The sequence below is a fragment of the Pseudomonas sp. Pc102 genome (genome assembly GCF_018408275.1).
Taxonomy (GTDB): Bacteria; Pseudomonadota; Gammaproteobacteria; order Pseudomonadales; family Pseudomonadaceae; genus Metapseudomonas; species Metapseudomonas tohonis.
Window position 1 is genome coordinate 5,950,436 of sequence record NZ_AP021905.1, and the last position, 20,396, is coordinate 5,970,831.

Annotated in this window: 16 protein-coding genes and 2 tRNA genes; 3 read left to right on the forward strand and 15 right to left on the reverse strand. The window is 66.1% G+C overall.

What is annotated here, in order from left to right:
- Window positions 1-195: 195 nt before the first annotated feature.
- Both rlmB and rnr read right to left on the reverse strand, forming a co-directional pair.
- Complete coding sequence (rlmB, locus tag PHLH3_RS27190; RefSeq protein ID WP_111259897.1) at window positions 196-963, reverse strand: 23S rRNA (guanosine(2251)-2'-O)-methyltransferase RlmB; 768 nt, start codon at window positions 961-963, stop codon at window positions 196-198.
- Window positions 960-3,758 carry a ribonuclease R gene (gene rnr, locus PHLH3_RS27195; protein ID WP_213626559.1) on the reverse strand — a complete coding sequence of 933 codons (2,799 nt, stop codon included), beginning with the start codon at window positions 3,756-3,758 and terminating at the stop codon, window positions 960-962. Before rnr ends, rlmB begins: the two co-directional genes overlap by 4 nt.
- Before the next feature lie 175 nt (window positions 3,759-3,933).
- Between rnr and PHLH3_RS27200 the strand changes: the two genes are divergently transcribed.
- A tRNA-Leu gene (locus tag PHLH3_RS27200) sits at window positions 3,934-4,020 on the forward strand.
- Window positions 4,021-4,134: 114 nt separating this feature from the next.
- Window positions 4,135-4,221 (forward strand) — tRNA-Leu (locus PHLH3_RS27205).
- A 55-nt stretch (window positions 4,222-4,276) separates the two neighbouring features.
- Here PHLH3_RS27205 and PHLH3_RS27210 read toward each other — a convergent pair.
- The 13 genes from PHLH3_RS27210 to PHLH3_RS27270 form a co-directional block, all read right to left on the reverse strand.
- Complete coding sequence (locus tag PHLH3_RS27210; protein WP_213626561.1) at window positions 4,277-6,211, reverse strand: methyl-accepting chemotaxis protein; 1,935 nt, start codon at window positions 6,209-6,211, stop codon at window positions 4,277-4,279.
- A gap of 140 nt (window positions 6,212-6,351) precedes the next feature.
- A complete protein-coding gene (locus PHLH3_RS27215) occupies window positions 6,352-7,647 on the reverse strand; it encodes an adenylosuccinate synthase (protein WP_111259894.1) in 1,296 nt (431 codons plus the stop codon).
- 53 nt (window positions 7,648-7,700) lie between these two features.
- On the reverse strand, window positions 7,701-8,888 hold the full coding sequence (locus tag PHLH3_RS27220) for an ATP phosphoribosyltransferase regulatory subunit (protein ID WP_213626563.1): 1,188 nt from the start codon (window positions 8,886-8,888) through the stop codon (window positions 7,701-7,703).
- A gap of 34 nt (window positions 8,889-8,922) precedes the next feature.
- A complete protein-coding gene (locus PHLH3_RS27225) occupies window positions 8,923-9,108 on the reverse strand; it encodes a DUF2065 family protein (protein ID WP_111259892.1) in 186 nt (61 codons plus the stop codon).
- Window positions 9,109-9,213: 105 nt separating this feature from the next.
- On the reverse strand, window positions 9,214-10,080 hold the full coding sequence (gene hflC / locus PHLH3_RS27230; protein ID WP_213626565.1) for a protease modulator HflC: 867 nt from the start codon (window positions 10,078-10,080) through the stop codon (window positions 9,214-9,216).
- Window positions 10,080-11,237 carry an FtsH protease activity modulator HflK gene (gene hflK / locus PHLH3_RS27235; protein ID WP_213626567.1) on the reverse strand — a complete coding sequence of 386 codons (1,158 nt, stop codon included), beginning with the start codon at window positions 11,235-11,237 and terminating at the stop codon, window positions 10,080-10,082. The genes hflC and hflK overlap by 1 nt, the downstream gene beginning before the upstream one ends.
- A 98-nt stretch (window positions 11,238-11,335) precedes the next feature.
- Window positions 11,336-12,637 carry a ribosome rescue GTPase HflX gene (gene hflX / locus PHLH3_RS27240; RefSeq protein ID WP_213626569.1) on the reverse strand — a complete coding sequence of 434 codons (1,302 nt, stop codon included), beginning with the start codon at window positions 12,635-12,637 and terminating at the stop codon, window positions 11,336-11,338.
- A 12-nt stretch (window positions 12,638-12,649) separates the two neighbouring features.
- Window positions 12,650-12,904: an RNA chaperone Hfq gene (hfq, locus tag PHLH3_RS27245; protein WP_111259888.1), complete on the reverse strand. Its 255-nt coding sequence runs from the start codon at window positions 12,902-12,904 to the stop codon at window positions 12,650-12,652.
- Window positions 12,905-13,002: 98 nt separating this feature from the next.
- On the reverse strand, window positions 13,003-13,977 hold the full coding sequence (gene miaA, locus PHLH3_RS27250; RefSeq protein ID WP_213626571.1) for a tRNA (adenosine(37)-N6)-dimethylallyltransferase MiaA: 975 nt from the start codon (window positions 13,975-13,977) through the stop codon (window positions 13,003-13,005).
- Between the two features lies 1 nt (window position 13,978).
- Complete coding sequence (gene mutL, locus PHLH3_RS27255) at window positions 13,979-15,865, reverse strand: DNA mismatch repair endonuclease MutL (RefSeq protein WP_213626573.1); 1,887 nt, start codon at window positions 15,863-15,865, stop codon at window positions 13,979-13,981.
- Complete coding sequence (locus PHLH3_RS27260; protein ID WP_213626575.1) at window positions 15,862-17,298, reverse strand: N-acetylmuramoyl-L-alanine amidase; 1,437 nt, start codon at window positions 17,296-17,298, stop codon at window positions 15,862-15,864. Before PHLH3_RS27260 ends, mutL begins: the two co-directional genes overlap by 4 nt.
- An 8-nt stretch (window positions 17,299-17,306) precedes the next feature.
- On the reverse strand, window positions 17,307-17,774 hold the full coding sequence (gene tsaE / locus PHLH3_RS27265; protein ID WP_213626577.1) for a tRNA (adenosine(37)-N6)-threonylcarbamoyltransferase complex ATPase subunit type 1 TsaE: 468 nt from the start codon (window positions 17,772-17,774) through the stop codon (window positions 17,307-17,309).
- A complete protein-coding gene (locus PHLH3_RS27270) occupies window positions 17,762-19,261 on the reverse strand; it encodes an NAD(P)H-hydrate dehydratase (protein ID WP_213626579.1) in 1,500 nt (499 codons plus the stop codon). Before PHLH3_RS27270 ends, tsaE begins: the two co-directional genes overlap by 13 nt.
- Before the next feature lie 67 nt (window positions 19,262-19,328).
- On the opposite strand from PHLH3_RS27270, the gene queG reads away from it, so the two are divergent.
- Window positions 19,329-20,393 carry a tRNA epoxyqueuosine(34) reductase QueG gene (queG, locus tag PHLH3_RS27275; RefSeq protein ID WP_213626581.1) on the forward strand — a complete coding sequence of 355 codons (1,065 nt, stop codon included), beginning with the start codon at window positions 19,329-19,331 and terminating at the stop codon, window positions 20,391-20,393.
- The last annotated feature ends 3 nt before the right edge of the window (window positions 20,394-20,396 follow it).

Here is a 20,396-nt window from a genome sequence, read left to right on the forward strand (position 1 = left end):
GCAAGCTGCAAGAGCCTGGGGGATCGGCGGAGCGCGTCAACCCCTGGGCACGTCTGCTTTAGGGACCGGCATGCCAGATGGACCATGCTTCACCGGCCCACCTCTTCGGAGTCATGCCGAACACCGTTCCGCGTGGGTTTCGCTGCGCTCTACCCACCCTACGTACGGCAGCCCTCCCCGCTTTCCAGGCCGCTCTTACTTGTCGCTTGCGGCTTGGCGCTTGGCGCTGCCCCTCTGACGCACCGCCTCGAACAGGCAGACGCCAGTGGCGACCGAGACGTTGAGGCTGCTGACGCTGCCGGACATCGGCAGCTTCACCAGGTAGTCGCAGTGCTCCCGGGTCAGGCGGCGCATGCCCTTGCCTTCCGCCCCCATGATCAGCACGGTGGGGCCGGTCAGGTCCTGCTGGTAGAGCTCCTGCTCGGCCTCGCCGGCGGTACCGACGGTCCACAGGCCCTTCTTCTGCAGTTTCTCCAGGGTGCGCGCGAGGTTGGTCACGGCGACCAGGGGGATCACTTCGGCGGCGCCGCAGGCCACCTTGCGCACGGTGGCGTTGAGGGTGGCGGACTTGTCCTTGGGCACGATCACCGCCAGGGCACCGGCGGCATCGGCGGTACGCAGGCAGGCACCAAGGTTGTGCGGGTCGGTCACGCCGTCGAGCACCAGCAGCAGCGGAGGCCCTTCGGCGCGCTCGAGCAGTTCGTCGAGCATGTTCTCACCCCAGACCTGGCTGGGACTGACCTCGGCAACCACGCCCTGGTGGACACCTTCGGCCCACTCATCCAGCTCGCGCCGATCTTTCTGGCCGACGGGCACGCGGAACTGCCCGGCCAGGTCGAGCAGCGCCTGGACGCGCGGGTCATGCCGGCTTTCCGCCAGCCACAACTGCTTGACCCGCTTGGGATGGTGACGCAACAGCGCTTCCACGGCATGCACGCCGTAGACCTTTTCCAACTCACTCATGGCTTGACCTTGGTTTTACTGCCGCCGGCGGCCTTCGGCTTGGGCGGTCCCTTGCGGTGTTTGCTCGGCTTGCCGGGCTTGCTCGCCGGCTTGGCCTTCTTCGGTTTCCCGCTGCCCGGCCTGCCGTCGCGATCCTTGGGGGCGGGGTCCTGGCCACCGGCACCGAAGGGCGCGCCCTTGGCCGGGCGGGACTGGCCCTTGCCAGCGGACGCCTTGCCACCACGCGGCTTCTCGCCGCCCTGGCGGGCTTCGCTGAGCAGCGCCTGCTTCAGCGCGCGGCTGCGACTGACATCGGTATTGCCGAGCATCTCCTCGGCCTGAGCGAGGATCTCCGGCGATACCGGGGGCAGCGCCTGGACCTTCCCGGCCTTGCTGCGGCGCGGCGCCACGGCGACGCCCGGGGCCACCTGCTCGGGCTCGGGGTTGCGCGCGGCCTTCTTCGCCAGCGCAGCAGGCTTGCTGCCCCGGCTGCGGGTCTTCGGCCCCTTGGCGGGCTTGACCTCCGGCGCGGGTGCCGATTTCTCGGCGCCCCGCTTCTTGCGGCCGACCGGCGCGCTGAGCGCATTCTCGGCCAGCTCGAAGTCGATCTTGCGCTCGTCAAGGTCGACGCGGGCGATCAGCACTTCGATCGGGTCACCGAGACGGAAGCTGCGGCCAGTGCGCTCACCGGACAGGCGATGGTGGATCGGGTCGAAATGGTAGTAGTCGCCCGGCAGCGCGGTGACGTGCACCAGGCCTTCCACATAGATGTCGGTCAGCTCGACGAACAGGCCGAAACCAGTCACCGCGGAGATCACCCCGGGGAAGGTCTCGCCCACGCGCTCGCGCATGTACTCGCACTTCAGCCAGTTGGTGACGTCGCGGGTGGCTTCGTCGGCGCGGCGCTCGGTCATCGAGCACTGCTCGCCCAGCTTCTCCAGGGCGGCCTCGTCATATGGATAGATGCGCGCCTTGGCCATGGCTGCAGCGCCGGCCCGCTTGACGTGCACGGTCTCGCGCTTGGAGCGGATCACGCTGCGGATGGCACGGTGCACCAGCAGGTCCGGATAGCGACGGATGGGCGATGTGAAGTGGGTGTAGGCGTCGTAGTTGAGGCCGAAGTGCCCCTGGTTGTCGGCGCTGTAAACCGCCTGGCTCAGGGAGCGCAGCATCACGGTCTGGATCAGGTGGTAGTCCGGGCGCCCACGGATGGTTTCCAGCAGGGCCTGGTAGTCGCTGGGGGTCGGTTCGCCCTTGCCGCGATTGAGGGTCAGGCCCAGCTCGCCGAGGAACAGGCGCAGCTTGTCCAGGCGCTCGGCCGGCGGGCCGTCGTGCACACGGTAGAGCGAGGGGATGTCGTGGTCCTGCATGAAGCGGGCGGTGGCCACGTTCGCGCAGAGCATGCACTCCTCGATCAGCTTGTGGGCGTCGTTGCGCTGGGTCGGGCGGATCTCGGAGATCTTGCGGTCGGCACCGAAGACGATGCGCGTTTCCTGAGTCTCGAAATCGATGGCGCCGCGCACCTGGCGCGCCGCCAGCAACACCTTGTACAGCTTGTAGAGCCGCTGCAGGTGCGGAACCAGTTGTGGAAGCTGCTGGGCGAGCTGCTTGCCTTCGACCGAGTCGGGTGTCTCCAGCAGCTGGCTGACCTTGTTGTAGGTCAGGCGCGCATGGGAATGGATGACCGCTTCGTAGAACTCGTAGCCGGTCATCTTGCCCGCACGGGAGAGGGTCATCTCGCAGACCAGGGCGAGGCGATCGACCAGTGGGTTCAGCGAGCAGAGGCCGTTGGACAGCACCTCCGGCAGCATCGGGATGACTTTCTCGGGGAAGTACACCGAGTTGCCACGATTGGCCGCCTCCTCATCCAGCGCCGAGCCCACCTTTACATAGTGGGAGACGTCGGCGATGGCGACGAACAGGCGCCAGCCGCCACCCTTGCGGGCCTCGGCGTAGACGGCATCGTCGAAGTCGCGGGCATCTTCGCCGTCGATGGTGACGAGGGGCAGGTGGCGCAGGTCGATGCGCTTCTCCTTGTCCTTCTCGGCCACTTCCGGCTTGAGCTTGGCGGCCTCCTTGGTCACGCCCTCGGGCCATTCATGGGGGATGTCGTAGCTGCGCAGGGCGACTTCGATCTCCATGCCGGGCGCCATGTAGTCGCCCAGCACCTCGACCACCTCGCCCTGGGCGACGCGGAAATTGCTCGGCCACTGCTCGATCTTCACCTGCACGAACTGCCCGTGCTTGGCGGCGCCCTGCTTGCCCTGGGGCACCAGGACTTCCTGCTGGATCTTCGGGTTGTCGGCGACCACGCGGGCGATGCCGCTCTCTTCGAAGAAGCGGCCGACCAGTGTCTCGTGGGCGCGCTCGATCACCTCGACCAGGGCGCCTTCGCGGCGGCCACGACGATCGAGGCCGGAGACACGCGCCAGGGCGCGGTCGCCGTCGAACACCAGGCGCATCTGCGCAGGGCTGAGGAACAGGTCGTCGCTGCCGTCATCGGGGATGAGGAAGCCGAAGCCATCGCGATGACCGCTGATGCGGCCACGGATCAGGTCGAGCTTGTCGACCGGTGCATAGGTACCACGACGGGTGTAGATAAGCTGGCCATCGCGTTCCATGGCGCGCAGGCGCCGACGCAACGCCTCCAGCTGATCCTCGGTGGTCAGACCGAACTCTTCGACCAGTTGCTCGCGGCTGGCCGGGGCGCCGCGCTCATCGAGTCGCTGCAGGATGAGTTCACGGCTGGGGATGGGGTTCTCGTACTTTTCCGCCTCGCGGGCGGCCTCGGGATCGAGGTTTTGCCAATCGGCCATCAGAGGGGATTCACCTTTTCATTCATAGTTATGTTTGCCATCTGTCTATTGAAGCGCGAAATCCGTTCAGCGGTCAGCTTTCATCCAAGAATAATTTTTTTCACTGTCAGGGGTTTACAAGCAAAAAGTCGAACCGTATAGTTCGCGCCCACAGCGTTGCTGAGACGTTGTGAGTGCCCAGGTGGCGGAATTGGTAGACGCACTAGGTTCAGGTCCTAGCGGTGGCAACACCGTGGAAGTTCGAGTCTTCTCCTGGGCACCATTATTCAAGAAACCGAGTTCTTGGCTCGTTTTCTCGCTTAGAGGGTAGCAGTACACCCTGTCGACACAGTCGATCAAGTGCAGCAAAGAAGTCGATGAGTAATCATCGCAATGTGCCCAGGTGGCGGAATTGGTAGACGCACTAGGTTCAGGTCCTAGCGGTGGCAACACCGTGGAAGTTCGAGTCTTCTCCTGGGCACCACTCTTCAACACAAAGCCGAGCTCTGCTCGGCTTTGTGCTTTCTGGCATCCAGGCATCAGGCCTTGAACTGACCGAGGCTGGACTTCAGCTGCGCAGCCAGGCCATCGAGTACGCGCCCGCTGCTGGCGGTGGCCGCCACGGCCTCCGCAGCCAATCGCGCTTCGGCATGGATCACATCGACCCGCCCACGCACGGCATGCGCCCCTTCGGCCTGGTGCTCGGCTGCACGCGCGGCTGCACGAACCGCTTCGTGAACCCCTTCCACCGCCTGCTGCACGCTCTGCTGCAGGCGCTCGCTGTCACGCAGAGCTTCGATGCCTTCGGAGGCACGGGCGCGCGCCTGGGAGATCGCCGCGACCGCCTCCTTCGCCCCCTTCTGCAACGCGCCGATATGCGCCTGGATATCGCCGGTGGACTGCTGGGTCTTGCTGGCCAGTGCACGCACCTCATCCGCCACCACCGCGAAACCGCGACCACTCTCTCCCGCACGCGCCGCCTCGATCGCAGCATTGAGGGCCAGCAGGTTGGTCTGCTCGGCGATGCCATGAATGACCGACAGCACCACCTCGATCTGCTCGCTCTGCCGCGCCAGGCGCTCGATCACCTCGGCACCGTTCTGCACGCGCTCCTCCAGGGTCTCGATCAGGCCACCGACCTTGCGGGCGATGGCGGCGTTGTCCTGGGTCGCCTGGCGAATCTCGCCGACCTGCTGCAGCGCTGTCTGCATGGCCTGGCTCTCGGCCTGGGCCTCGGCGGTCATCTGCGCCAGGGCATCGAGACTGCCGGCCACCTCGTTGCGCTGGCGATCGGCCGCCGCCTCGGCAGCCAGGCTGCGCTCGGACAGCGAGCGGATCTCGCTGCCGGTGCGCACCGCCACATCACCCGCCTCGCGCACGATGGGCTGCAGCTTGTCGATGAAGCGGTTCACCGCCGTGGCCATCTCGCCCAGCTCATCGGTGCTGTCCAGGCGCACGCGCCGGGTGAGATCCCCCTCGCCTGCCGCCAGGTCGTTCAGGGCCGCGATCAGCAGGCGCAGGCGGTTGACCACGCGATGGCCGAGCACCACGGCGAGCACCAGCAGCACGCCGAGCCCGACCAGCACCAGGGCCAGACCGATGCGCCAGCGCAGCTCGTGTGCAGCGTCTTCGACGGTCTTCTGGGTGCCGGTGCTCATGCCATTGGCCGCCTCCTGGGCAGACTTGAGGCGCGCGGTCAGCACTGCCGTACTGTCGGTCGCCGCACCGGAAAGGCTCTGCCCCACCAGCTCGCCACCGTTGGCGATCAGCGCACTGAAGCGGGAATCCAAGGCTTTGAGCTGTTCCTCGATGGTGGAAGTGGAAACCCCCAGGCGCACCTTGCCGATCTCCACACCGTTGGGGCTGATCGAGGCTTCGACCATGTACACGGACGGGTCACTGGCGGCGGCGTTGAGCACCTTGTCCAGTGCGCGCTCGCCCTGCCCCTTGGCCAGCAGCCCTTTGATCGCGGCATTCTCCCGATTGAGATAGCGCGTGAGGTGCTGGCCCTGGGCATCGTCGTAGATCACGAACAGCACGTTGGGATTGCGCTGGGCCCGGCGGGCGAATTCGGAAAGCGTGGGAATGTCGTTATCCCACATGGCGCGCGGCGCGACGGCGGCGAGCAACTGGGCGAGATCGGTGGCGGAGGCCTTGAGGTTCTCCTCCAGGGTGGAGCGCAGCTGCCCCTGCTCGGCCTTGAGGCGCTCGGAGAGGGACGTACTCAGGCGCTCGCGGGTCTTGCTGGAGAGGCTGGCCAGGCTGCCGGAGACTTCCCGCCCCGCCTGCTCCAGTTCGCCCGACAGGCGGCGGGTGTCATCACCCAGGCGCCGGCCAAGGTCCTCGACCAGCGAGTCGACCGTGCCCCGAGTCAGGGCAACGGCTACCACTACCTGCACCAGCAGGGAGATACCGAGAGCAAGGAAGACGGGCCGCAGCAGGCGGCTTCTGAGCAGGGAAAGAATGGCGGACACGACGATGCTCCTCTACGACCGTTCTTCTTTAACGGCGACTTCAGGGATTTATAGAGCTCCAGCAAGGGCCGTGCCGCAATATTTTCTTGCGCCCATGAAAAAGGGCCGCACGAGGCGGCCCTTTTTTAGAGTCAGACGACTCAGGCGTACGGGTGACGCAGGACGATGGTTTCGTTGCGATCCGGCCCGGTGGAGATGATGTCGATGGGCGCACCGACCAGCTCCTCGATGCGCTTGATGTAGGCACGGGCGGCCGCCGGCAGCTCTTCGAGCGACTTCACGCCAACGGTGGACTCGCTCCAGCCCGGCATGTCTTCGTAGACCGGCTGCAGGCCGATGTAGCTGTCGGCGTCGGTCGGCGCATCGACCATCACGTCACCGTTCTGGTCCTTGTAGCCAACGCAGATGCGGATGGTCTCGAGACCGTCGAGCACGTCCAGCTTGGTCAGGCACAGGCCGGAGATGCTGTTGATCTCGATGGCGCGACGCAGGATGACGGCATCGAACCAGCCGCAACGACGGGCGCGACCGGTGGTGGAGCCGAACTCGTGGCCGCGCTTGGCCAGGAAGGCACCGGTCTCATCGAACAGCTCGGTGGGGAACGGGCCCGAACCCACGCGGGTGGTGTAGGCCTTGGTGATACCCAGGATGTAGTCCAGGTACAGCGGACCGAAGCCGGAACCGGTGGCGGTGCCGCCCGCAGTGGTGCTGGAGCTGGTCACATAGGGATAGGTGCCGTGGTCGATGTCCAGCAGCGAGCCCTGGGCACCTTCGAACATGATGTAGGCGCCCTGCTTGCGCAGCTCGTGGAGTCGGGCGGCGACGTCGGTGATCATCGGCTCCAGCAGGTCGGCGTAGCCCAGGGCCTCGTCGAGGGTCTTCTGGAAATCGACGGCCGGCTCCTTGTAATAGTTCTGCAGGACGAAGTTGTGGTAGTCCAGCAGCTCGCCGAGCTTGGCGGCGAAGCGCTCGCGGTGGAACAGGTCGCCGATACGCAGGCCGCGACGGGCCACCTTGTCCTCATAGGCCGGGCCGATACCGCGGCCGGTGGTGCCGATCTTGGCATCGCCACGGGCCTTCTCGCGCGCCTGGTCGAGGGCGACGTGGTACGGCAGGATCAGGGTGCAGGAGGGGCTGATGCGCAGGCGCTCGCGCACCGGCACGCCCTTCTCCTCGAGCTTGGTGATCTCGCGCATCAGCGCATCCGGCGCGACGACCACGCCGTTGCCGATCATGCACTGCACGTTCTCGCGCAGGATGCCGGACGGGATCAGGTGGAGCACGGTCTTCTCGCCGTCGATCACCAGGGTGTGACCGGCATTGTGGCCGCCCTGGTAGCGCACGACAGCGGCTGCCTGATCGGTCAACAGGTCGACGATCTTGCCTTTGCCCTCATCACCCCACTGGGTGCCCAGGACCACGACATTCTTACCCATAACACTTGTCCTCTTCGGAAGCTCGATGCCGGCAACGGCCGGCGGGAAAACCTTTAGGAAACCAGGGGCGCAACCTGCCAGCGCCCGTCACGCAGGCACAGCTGGCGGTCACAACCCACCTCCTGCGCACTGTCCACATCCTGACCCGGCAATGCCTGGACCACGCGCTGACCTTCGCTGCGCAGACGCTTCACGGCCTGCCAAAGGTAGACGTCATGGACGTCGGGCGCCCAGATTCCGGTCGGGACCTCATCCAGCTCCATCCGCCCCAGGGTGACCAGGGTCTTCAGGTCGGTGGAGAACCCGGTCGCCGGACGGGCGCGACCGAAATCGGCGCCGATGTCGTCATAGCGACCACCCTGGGCGATGGACTGGCCCTCGCCCGGCACGAAGGCGGCGAAGACCACGCCCGTGTGGTAGTGGTAGCCGCGCAGCTCCCCCAGGTCGAAATACAGGGGCAGCTCGGGGTAGCGGAGTTCCAGTTCGTCGGCGATGGCGATCAGCTCATCGAGGGCGACGTGCACCTCGTCCGGCGCATCCATCAGCACGCCCTGGGCAAGTTCCAGAACCTGGCGGTCGCCGCAGAGCTCGGCGAGCGCACGGAGCATGGAAGCCAGCTCACCGGGAAGGGACTCGGTCAGCTCGGCCACCTCGTCGACAGCCTTGCGCTGCAGGGCGTCGAACAACTGCTGCTCCACTTCGCCGGACAACTCAGCGGCGCGGGCGAGGCCGCGGTAGATACCGACATGGCCGAGGTCCATGTGCACGTCAGGCACGTCAGCAAGCTCAAGCATCTCCAGCATCAGGCTGATGACTTCCACGTCGCTGGCCGGGCTGGCGTCGCCATAGAGCTCCGCACCCAACTGGATCGGACTGCGCGAGGTGGAAAGCGCACGCGGCTTGGCGTGCAGGACGCTGCCGGCGTAGCACAGGCGATTCGGCCCTTCGCGGCGCAGGGTGTGGGCGTCGATGCGCGCCACCTGCGGCGTGATGTCGGCACGGAAGCCCATCAGGCGGCCGGATTGCGGGTCGGTCACCTTGAAGGTGCGCAGGTCGAGGTCCTGGCCGGCACCGGTCAGCAGGGACTCGAGGTATTCGATGTGCGGGGTGACCACGAAGTCGTAGCCCCAGCGCTGGAACAGGTCCAGTACCTGGCGGCGGGCTGCTTCGATGCGCGCCGCTTCGGGCGGCAGTACTTCTTCGATTCCATCTGGCAGCAGCCAGCGATCTACCGTTGCCATTACGCCATTCCCCTCTCAGCCGGGCGGCAAGCCTTCAGTGAAGCAGATACAGGAGGCCGGTCCCCAGCAACATGCTGGCGAGGCCCATGAGGCGGAGCTGACGGTCCTTCAACCCTGCCAGCCCGTGCACCGCGGCGCGCCAACGGCGCGGATAGAGGAAGGGCAGGATGCCTTCCAGCACCAGCACGAAACAAAACGCTATGCCGATTTCCTGCCACATGATTCTCGCGGACGCAAAAAAGCCGGGATTTCCCGGCTGACGCATGATACCACGTTTTCCCGGTGGGTCACCCCGACGGACAGGACCGTCCGCCGGGGAAAACCATCACTTGGCCTTGTTGATGAACTGGAAGAACTCACTGTTCGGGTCCAGAACCATCACGTCGCTTTTGCTCGAGAAGCTCTCGCGGTAGGCCTTGAGGCTGCGGTAGAACGCATAGAACTCCTGGTCCTGGCCGTAAGCCTTGGAGTAGATGGCAGCCGCCTGGGCATCGCCATCACCACGGGCCTCCTCTGCCTCGCGATAGGCTTCGGCCAGCAACACGCGGCGCTGGCGATCGGCGTCGGCACGAATGCCTTCAGCCAGTTCGCTACCCTTGGCGCGATGCTCTCGGGCCTCGCGCTCGCGCTCGGTGCTCATGCGTTCGAACACGCTGCGGTTTACTTCCTTGGGCAGGTCGATGGCCTTGACGCGGACGTCCAGGACCTCGATACCCAGCTCCTTGCTGGCCATGGTGTTCAGCGAGCGGGTGATATCGGCCATGAGACCGTCACGCTCACCGGATACCACTTCATGCAGGGTGCGCTTGCCGAACTGGTCACGCAGGCCCGCCTCCAGGCGACGGGACAGGCGCTCGTCGGCGATCTGCTTGAGGCCGGAAGTCGCGGTGTAGAAGCGCTCGGCATCAGCCACACGCCATTTGGCGTACGCGTCCACCATCACCGCTTTCTTCTCCTGGGTGAGGAAGCGCTGGGTCGGCGAATCCAGGGTCAGCAGGCGGGCGTCGAACTTGCGCACCTGGTTGACGTACGGAATCTTCACGTGGAGGCCCGGCTTGACGTCGGCCTCGACGATGCGGCCGAACTGCAGCAGCACCGCGCGCTCGGTCTGCGCCACTATGTAGAAGCTGCTCCAGGCCACCAGGGCGAGGACGACGGCTCCGATCAGGGCGATCAGTGATTTGTTACCCATCAGCGACTCTCCCTAGAACGCAGATCGCGCTGCTGCAGATCGGTGGTGACACGAGAACCGAGATCGGCCGCACCGCTCGCGGCGGCGCCAGGCACGGCACCACCGCTACCGCCACGGTTGTCGATCATCTTGTCCAGCGGCAGGTAGAGCAGGTTGTTCTGCCCCTTGTCGCCGGTCAGCAGCACCTTGCTGGTGTTGCTGAAGACTTCCTGCATGGTGTCCAGGTACAGGCGCTGGCGAGTGACCTCGGGGGCCTTGCGATACTCGGCGACCAGCTTGGTGAAGCGATCCGCCTCACCCTTGGCGCGGGAGATCACTTCGTCGCGATAACCGTTGGCGTCCTCGATGATGCGCTGCGCCTGGCCACGTGCCTCGGGAATCACGCCGTTGGCGTAGGCCTCGGCCTGGTTCTTGGCACGCTGCTCGTCCTCGCGGGCACGGATCACGTCGTCGAACGCCTCCTGCACTTCACGCGGCGCGGCGGCGCTCTGTACGTTCACCTGGGTCACGGTGATGCCGGTGCCGTAGGTATCGAGGAAACGCTGCAGGCGCTCCTTGATCTCGCTGGCCATGAGCTCACGGCCCTCGGTCAGGACCTGGTCCATCTCGGTGGAGCCGACCACGTGGCGCAGGGCGCTTTCAGTGGCGTGCTGCAGGCTCACCTCGGGCTGGTCGACCTTGAGCACGAAGTCCTGCAGGTTGGTGATCTTGTACTGGACGGTGAGCGGCACCTCGACGATGTTCTCGTCCTCGGTGAGCATCTGGCCCTGCTTGCTGTAAGCACGCTCGCGGGTGACGTTTTCCTGGTACTTGCGATCGATGGGAGGGAAGTAGATGTTCAGGCCCGGACCGACGGTTTCGTAGTACTTGCCGAAGCGCAGCACCACGGCCTGCTCCTGCTCATCGACCACATAGACGGCGCTGTAGAGCCAGACCATGGCGAGCAGGAAGAGAGCAATGCCGATCAGGCCGAAGCCGCCGCCTTTGCCACCACCATCGCCACCACCACGTTTCTTGCCGCCGAACAGCCCATTGAGACTGTCCTGCAGTTTGCGGAAGGCTTCGTCGAGATCCGGCGGTCCCTTGCGATCGCCACCACGGCGTCCACCCCAGGGGTCCTGATTGTTCGAGTTGCCACCCGGCTCATTCCAAGCCATAGCGCTCTCCATACTGATAAAGCAAAGACGCACCCACGGCACGCCCGCCAATGCTACCGAAAGCCCGCCACCCGCGGCAAAAAGCGCACCTGCGGGCTTTATTGCAAAGTGTGTTGCTCCAGGAACTCCTGCGGCTTCCAGCCTTCACGGCTGACCAGACGGTTGAGTTCCACACGCGGCAATCTGACGGCAAGGAGGAACTCCCCGGCCTCGTCATGCTTCTCGCTCTGCACGGCACCGAGGGCGAAGAACTGCGCTCTCAGCCTGCCGAGTTTCTGCGGCAACTTCAGGGTTCCCACGAAGAGATCATCTCCCAGCAACTCGGCGATCGCCTGCTTGAGCAGGTCGAGTCCGAGGCCGTCGCGGGCGGAAAGCCATACCCGCTCGGGCTTGCCCTGCTCGTTGCGCTGGATCTGTGGCTCCATGCCTTCAAGCAGGTCGATCTTGTTGTACACCTCGAGCATCGGCAAGCCATCTGCGCCGATTTCGTTCAGCACCGCCATGACCTGCTCCATCTGCGCCATGCGCTCAGGCTCATGGGCGTCGATCACATGCAGCAGCAGGTCGGAGTTGCTGGACTCCTCAAGGGTAGCCCGGAAGGCCTCGACAAGCTTGTGCGGCAGGTGCCGGATGAAGCCCACGGTATCGGCCAGGACGATAGGCCCGAGATCGTCGAGTTCGAGACGGCGCAAAGTCGGGTCCAGCGTGGCGAACAACTGGTCCGCAGCATAGACCTCGGACGAAGTCACGGCATTGAACAGCGTGGACTTGCCGGCGTTGGTGTAGCCGACCAGCGAAACGGAGGGAATATCGGCGCGCTTGCGGCCACGTCGAGCCTGCTCGCGCTGGCTACGCACCTTCTCGAGGCGCTGCTTGATCTGGCGGATGCGCACGCGCAGCAGGCGACGGTCCGTCTCGAGCTGGGTTTCACCCGGCCCACGCAGGCCGATACCGCCCTTCTGCCGCTCGAGGTGAGTCCAGCCACGAACCAGCCGGGTGCTCATGTGCTCGAGCTGGGCGAGCTCCACCTGCAACTTGCCCTCATGGGTGCGGGCACGCTGGGCGAAGATGTCGAGAATCAGCCCGGTGCGATCGAGAACGCGGCATTCGAGCGCTCGCTCGAGGTTGCGTTCCTGACTGGGCGTGAGGGTGTGATTGAAGATGACCAGTTCGGCCTGTTCAGCCTTGACGAGGTCGTGGAGCTCTTCGACCTTGCCGCTACCGATCAGAAATCTCGCTGTTGGCTGGTGGCGCGACACGGAGATGAAAGCTGCCGTGTCGGCGCCAGCCGACCGAGCCAGTTCCTGGAATTCCTGCGGGTCTTCTCGCGCCTCGGGATCGTGGCCGTCCAGATGAACCAGGATTGCCCGTTCACCACCACCAGGGCGTTCGAAAAACAATGCAGACTCCTATCAGGCGTTACCAGGCTCGGGGGTTTCTTGCTCGGTGGCACTCGGCAGACGCACGGGGCGGCTCGGTACCACGGTGGAGATTGCGTGCTTGTAGACCATCTGGCTGACAGTGTTCTTCAGCAAAATCACGAACTGGTCGAAGGATTCGATCTGGCCCTGCAGCTTGATGCCGTTGACCAGATAGATGGAAACCGGTACGCGTTCCTTACGCAAGGTATTCAGGTAAGGGTCTTGTAGCGAATGCCCTTTTGACATATGCCGCACTCCTGTAGGGATATAAATCGTTTTAGTTGTCAAATGACGAGAAAGTTAGGCCGCCCTACCCCCAAGGATAGACGGTAACTGGCGAGGTCTCAGCCCAATATGGAGACCGACTCCAGGTATTTCAAGGTACGCGGCAGATTGTCGCAAGCCAGGCTGTCCAGCCAGTGTAAATCAGCCCAACCCCGTAACCAGGTGAATTGCCGCTTGGCCAATTGGCGCGTGGCGATGATGCCTCGCTCTTCCATTTCGGCCCGCGTCAGGTCGCCGTCCAGGTATTCCCATACCTGGCGATAACCGACAGCTCTAATAGACGGCAGTCCGGCGTGCAAGTCACGTCTTTCGCGCAGAGCTTCGACCTCTTCGACAAAGCCCTGTTCCAGCATCAGACGAAATCGTTGCGCGATACGCGCGTGCAAAACCTGGCGTTGCGCCGGAGCGATCGCCAGGTGGGCGACAGTATAAGGCAAATGTCCCCGGCCAGAGGGCCCCGAGTCGGGATTTTGCAACGCCTGTCGCTGACGATGTGCAGTCATCGTCAAACCGCTCACGCGGTACACCTCGAGGGCGCGGGTGAGCCGCTGGGGGTCGTTGGGATGGATGCGCGCGGCCGACTCAGGGTCTACCTCCGCCAGCTCGCGATGCAGGGCATCCCAGCCCTCGCGCTGCGCCCGCGCTTCCAGTTCCGCACGTACGGCCGGGTCGGCGCTGGGCATGTCCGCCAGGCCCTCCAGCAGCGCCTTGTAGTAGAGCATGGTGCCCCCGACCAGCAGAGGGATGCGGCCCCTGGCGGTGATCTCGGCCATGGCCTCCAGGGCGTCGGCGCGAAATTCAGCGGCGGAATAGCTCTGGGCCGGGTCGCGGATGTCGATCAACCGATGCGGGAAGGCCTCGAGCACGGACTTGTCAGGCTTGGCGGTACCGATGTCCATGCCGCGGTAGACCAACGCCGAGTCGACGCTGATCAGATCGCAGGGCAGGTGGCGCGCCAGGTCCAGGGCGAGGTCGGTCTTGCCGGCGGCGGTGGGGCCCATCAGGAAGATGGCCGGTGGCAGGCGTTCGGCCATGTCAGCGGCCACGCAGGAACAGCTTGTCCAGGTCGTCCATGCCCAGCTGCGTCCAGGTCGGACGGCCATGGTTGCACTGGCCGCTGCGCTCGGTGTGTTCCATATCGCGCAGCAAGCCGTTCATTTCGGGCTGGGTGAGGCGGCGATTGGCCCGCACCGCACCGTGGCAGGCCATGGTGCCGAGCAGCTCGTTCAGATGGGCCTGGATGCGGTCGCTGGTGCCGTACTCGAGCAGGTCGGCCAGCACGTCACGCACCAGCTGGGTCGCTTCGGCCTGCTTGAGCAATGCCGGGATCTGGCGGATGGCCAGGGTTTCCGGACCGAGTCGCTGCAGCTCGAAGCCCAGGCGCTGGAACCAGCTCCCGTGCTCTTCTGCACAATCGGCCTCGCGCTGGCTGACCGCCACCGACTCGGGCACCAGCAGCGGCTGTCCCTTGAGCCCCTCGCTGGCCATCGCCACCTTCAGGCGCTCGTAGGTGATGCGCTCGTGGGCCGCGTGCATGTCCACCAGCACCAACCCCTGGGCGTTCTCGGCGAGGATGTAGATACCCTTGAGCTGCGCAAGGGCGTAGCCCAGCGGCGGGATGTCCCCCTGGCTGTCCGGCAGCGCCGTCGCAGGCTGATTGGCCATCGGAGCGAAGTATTCGCGGTAGGCGCCCTGGGCCTCGGCGGTGGCGAGCACAGGAGATGGCCGCGGCGCCTGGTAGCCGGCACCGGCGCCGCCATGGGATGGCGTCCAGGCGGGCTGGCTGACGGGCTGCTCCAACACGGTCGCCGCCAGGCTCATTTCGCCCTGGGGCCCGAACTCGCCCGCCTCGATGCCGGTGGCGCGAACCATGCCGCCGACCGCGGCGGGAGCGGCGAGCTGGTCCTCGGGCCGCACCTCGCCAAGAGCGCGGTGCAGGGTGCCATAGAGGAAGTCGTGGACCATGCGGCTTTCGCGGAAGCGCACCTCGTGCTTGGTCGGGTGGACGTTGACGTCCACCACCGCCGGGTCCACTTCCAGGAACAGCACGAAGGTCGGGTGCCGGCCGTTGTAGAGCACGTCGCGGTAGGCCTGGCGCACCGCGTGCACCACCAGCTTGTCGCGCACCATGCGGCCGTTCACATAGAAATACTGCAGGTCTGCCTGGCTGCGGGAGAAGGTCGGCAACCCGACCCAGCCCCACAGGTGCAGGCCGTTGCGCTCCACCTCGATGGGCAGGGCCTGCTCCAGGAAGGCCGGGCCGCAGACGCTGGCCACGCGCCGCGCACGTGATATCTCGTCCTTCGCCTCATGCAGGGCGAAAACCGTCTTGTTGTTGTGGCGCAGGTGGAAGGCGACATCGAAGCGGGCCAGGGCCAGGCGCTTGATCACTTCCTGCAGGTGGTCGAATTCAGTCTTCTCCGCACGCAGGAACTTGCGCCGCGCCGGCGTATTGAAGAACAGGTCGCGGACCTCCACCGAGGTGCCCACGGGGTGGGCGGCGGGCTGCACCCGCGCATCCATGTCACGCCCCTCGGTCTCGACCTGCCAGGCCTGCTCGGCATCAGGGGTACGCGAGGTCATGGTCAGGCGCGCGACGGAACTGATGGACGCCAGCGCCTCGCCCCGGAAGCCCAGGCTCATCACCCGCTCCAGGTCTTCGAGGTCGCGGATCTTGCTGGTGGCGTGGCGTGCCAGGGCGAGCGGCAGGTCGTCGGCCGGGATGCCGCCGCCGTCGTCACGGACACGCAGCAGCTTGATCCCCCCCTGCTCGACTTCGACGTCGATGCGCCGGGCGCCCGCGTCGAGGCTGTTCTCCAGCAGCTCCTTGATCACCGACGCGGGGCGTTCGACCACCTCGCCAGCGGCAATCTGGTTCGCTAGCCGGGGGCTGAGCAGCTGGATGCGACGCAACTCGGTCATGGCTGGGCTGCCAGGGCGGTCGCCGGGATATCGAGGGTCTGGCCGACCTTGATGTTGTCGTTCTTCAGGCCATTGGCGCTACGCAGAGCGGCCAGGCTGACCTGGTAGCGCTGCGCGATCAGCGCCAGGCTCTCGCCGGAGGTGACCAGATGCTCGCGCGGGCCAGCCGCGATCTTGCCCTGGTCACGCTGCGAGGCGATGTAGGTGCCGGGTGGCGGGTTCTGCTGGAAGAACTGCTTGATGCCGCCCTGGATGGAACGCGCCAGCGCCTGCTGGTGGCTCGCACTGGCCAGCTTCTGCGACTCGTTATGGTTGGAGATGAAGCCGGTCTCGACCAGGATCGACGGGATGTCCGGGGACTTCAGCACCATGAAGCCCGCCTGTTCCACGCGGCGCTTGTGCAGCGGCGTGACACGGCTGATGTTGGTCAGCACCTTCTGCCCGACGTTGAGGCTGGAGGACAGCGAAGCGGTCATCGACAAGTCCAGCAGCACACCGGCGAGCATGCGGTCCTTGTCGTCCAGGCTGACGCTGCCGACACCACCGATCAGGTCGGAGCGGTTCTCGTTGTCCGCCAGCCAGCGCGCGGTTTCCGAGGTGGCACCACGGTCCGACAGGGCGAACACCGAGGCGCCGAAGGCGCTGCGGCTGGGCGCGGCGTCCGCATGGATGGAAACGAACAGGTCGGCGCCCTTCTTGCGGGCGATCTCGGTGCGCTTGCGCAGCGGGATGAAGTAGTCGCCAGTGCGCACCAACTCGGCCCGGAACCCCTTCTCCTGGTTGATCTGGCGCTGCAGTTCCTTGGCGATCGCCAGGGTCACGTCCTTCTCATGCTGGCCCTTGGGCCCCAGCGCGCCCGGGTCTTCGCCACCGTGGCCGGCGTCGATGGCAACGATGATGTCGCGATTGCCACCCGGTACCGGCGGCAGCTTGTTGGTGGACGGCTGGGTCGGCGAGACCGGCGGCTGCGGCGAGCTCGGCGCTACCGCCACTTGAGGCGAGGAGGCTTCGTTGGCGGCGGCTTCCTGGTCGAACAGGTCGACCACCAGACGGTTGCCGTACTGCTGGTTGGGTGCCAGGGAGAAACTCTTGGGCACGACAGCAGCGGAAACGTCGATCACCACACGCAGCTCGGTCGGGCTGCGCTGGGCCGATCGCACGCTGGTGATGGGCGTATTGCTGAGCGACAGCTGCTCCAGCTTGGTGGCCAGTTGGGCACCAGTTATATCGATGACGATACGGTTGGGCGCGGCCAGGGTGAACACACTGTGCTGCACGGGGCCGGAGAGGTCGAACACCAGCCGGGTATTGTCGGGGGCGCGCCAAAGCCGAACGCCACGGACCTCCGCAGCGGCCAGGACATCGGCGGCAAACGCCGCAAGCAGAACCCCAATCCCGGCTAACAGCGCGCGCGAGCGCATACCCCACCCCATTCTCTTGTTCATACTCCCGTGGCCAAGGCGGCGCACCAGGACTCGCCGCGCTCGGAATGCGGCGACAGATGCAGCGTACGGCCGCCTGCATGGGGGCTAATGGTAATGTCCATGTCGGCCTTTGGCAAAATGCCGCTGCCCCTTTCCGGCCACTCGATCAGGCACAGGGCGTCGCCCTCGAAATAGTCGCGGATACCCAGGAATTCCAGCTCTTCGGGGTCGGCCAGGCGATAGAGATCGAAGTGGAAAGCACGCAGTTCACCGATCTCGTAGGGCTCGACCAGGGTGAAGGTCGGGCTCTTCACCGCCCCGCCGTGGCCCAGCCCGCGCAGGATCCCGCGCGACAACGTGGTCTTGCCCGCCCCCAGGTCACCGTGCAGGTAGATGACGCCGCGACCACCCGCGGCCTGCGCCAGGCGCGCGCCCAACGCCAGCATGGCGCCCTCCCCCTCGGCGAAAAGACTCAACTCCGGCACGGTGAACACTCCTCAAGCAGCTGACGAATGGTAGGAATAAGATCATTGGCCGCCAGCCCGCGCCCCTGGGCGCCGAGCTGCTGACCCGCACTGGCGTGCAGCCAGACGGCAAGGCAGGCCGCATCGAACGCCGCCATGCCCTGCGCCAACAGGGCGCCGATGACACCGGCCAGGACATCGCCCAGCCCGGCACCCGCCATAGCCGGATGCCCCCGGTCACAGAGCGCCAGGCGACCATCGGCACTCGCCACCAGGCTGCCGGCCCCCTTGAGCACCACGGTCGCGTTGTAGCGACGGGCGAGCGCATGGGCCGCAGCGGGGCGATCCGCCTGGACCGCAGCGGTATCGACTCCCAGCAGGCGGGCGGCTTCTCCAGGATGCGGAGTGATGATGCAGCCGGCAGGCAGTGCCACCCGACCGGCCGCCAGCAGGTTCAGGGCATCGGCATCCCACACCTGCGGCACTTCGTGCGCCACCACCGCGCTCATCAGGCTGCGCCCCCAGGCGTTCTGCCCGAGCCCGGGGCCGACCACCAGCACACTGGAGGCGGCGGCCAAGCCACGCAATTGATTGGCGGACGCCACGCCGACGCTCATCACCTCGGGCATCCGCGCCAACGCCGCGGCGACGTGCTCGCCACGGGTCGCCAGTGAAACCATGCCGGCGCCACTGCGCAGGGCGCTTTCGGCACTCAGCAGGGCCGCGCCGCCGGTCCCGAGGTCACCGCCGACGACCAGCAGACGCCCGTAGCGCCCCTTGTGCGCGGTGGCCGGACGCGGCCCTGGAAGCGCCATGCCCTCGACGGCCAGGCGACGGGCGGCGACAGGATGGGCAGCGACCAGCCCGTGGTCCGCCTGCAGTCCGTCGAACGCCAGTTCGCCCACCAGCTCGGGCGCATCGCCCGTGAACAGGCCGAGCTTGAGGCCGATGAAGGTCACCGTCAGGTCGGCGCGCACCGCGACACCCATTACAGCGCCGCTGTCCGCGCTCAGGCCGGACGGAATATCCACCGCCAGCACGGGCAGGCAACTGGCGTTGATGCAGCGGATGGCCTGTGCGTAAGGCTCGCGCACCGCCCCGGCAAGGCCCGTCCCCAGCAGTGCATCCACCACCACGCCGCGCAGGTCCGCGTCCTCGCTCCAGATCTGGATGGCCACGCCGGCCGCATGCGCCTCATCGCGGGCCAGGGCGGCGTCGCCCTGCAAGGCCGAACTGTCGCCGACCGCCAATACACTGGCCCGCCATCCGGCACGCAACGCGAGGGCGGCGATCAGGTAGCCATCGCCAGCGTTGTTGCCGCGACCGGCGAGGACCGTGATTTCCCCCGCGCTGGGCCAGCGGCGACGCAGCGCGCGCCACGCGGCGTGGGCGGCACGCTGCATCAGCTCGAAGCCCGGGGTTCCGGCAGCGATCAGGCGCGCATCCAGCTCGCGCACCTGGGCGGATGAATAAAGGGCGAGTGGCAGGTCATCGATTCGATCGGGCATGCGATTCGGTGTTCAGGGCTAGGTCTGGCAGAATTATACGCACCTCGTTTCCGGTTTCCCTCCCAGCATGTCCTTCTCCCCCGATCAACTCGCCACCCTCGCGCAGTCCATCAAGGACTGGGGCCGCGAACTCGGCTTCCAGCAGGTGGGCATCACCGGGGTGGAACTGGGCGAGCACGAGGCGCACCTTCGACGCTGGCTGGAAGCGGGCTACCAGGGCGAGATGGACTACATGGCCGCCCACGGCAGCAAGCGCTCCCACCCGGACGAACTGGTCCCCGGCACGCTGCGGGTGGTATCGCTGCGCATGGACTACCTGCCCGGCGACACGCGCATGGCCCAGGTGCTGGGCCAGCCGGAGAAGGCCTATGTCTCGCGCTACGCACTGGGCCGCGACTATCACAAGCTGATCCGCAAGCGCCTGCAGCAGTTGGCCGAACGCGTGCAGCAAGCCATCGGCCCCTTCGGCTACCGCGCCTTCGTCGACAGCGCGCCGGTGCTGGAGAAAGCCATCGCCGAGCAGGCAGGCCTCGGCTGGATCGGCAAGAACACCCTGGTGCTCAACCGCAAGGCAGGTAGCTATTTCTTCCTCGGCGAACTGTTCGTCGACATGCCCTTGCCGGTGGATGCCCCGCACGGCACGGAGCACTGCGGGCGCTGCACCGCGTGCATGGACATCTGCCCCACCGCCGCCTTCGTCGCGCCCTACCAGCTGGACGCACGGCGCTGCATCTCCTACCTGACCATCGAGCTCAAGGGCTCGATCCCGCAAGAGCTGCGCTCGCTGATCGGCAACCGGGTGTTCGGCTGCGACGACTGCCAGATGGTCTGCCCCTGGAACCGCTTCGCCCGCCCCACCGACCAGGGCGACTTCCAGCCGCGCCATGGCCTGGATAACGCCGCCCTGGCAGAGCTCTTCGGCTGGAGCGAGGAGGAGTTCCTCACCCGCACAGAGGGCTCGCCGCTACGTCGCGCGGGCTACGAGCGCTGGCTGCGGAACCTGGCGGTCGGCCTGGGCAACGCACCCTCGACCATCCCTGTGGTGGAGGCCCTGCGCGCCCGGCGCGAGCACCCCTCGGCACTGGTGCGCGAGCATGTGGAGTGGGCGCTCGCCCGGCACCAGGCGGCCTGACGG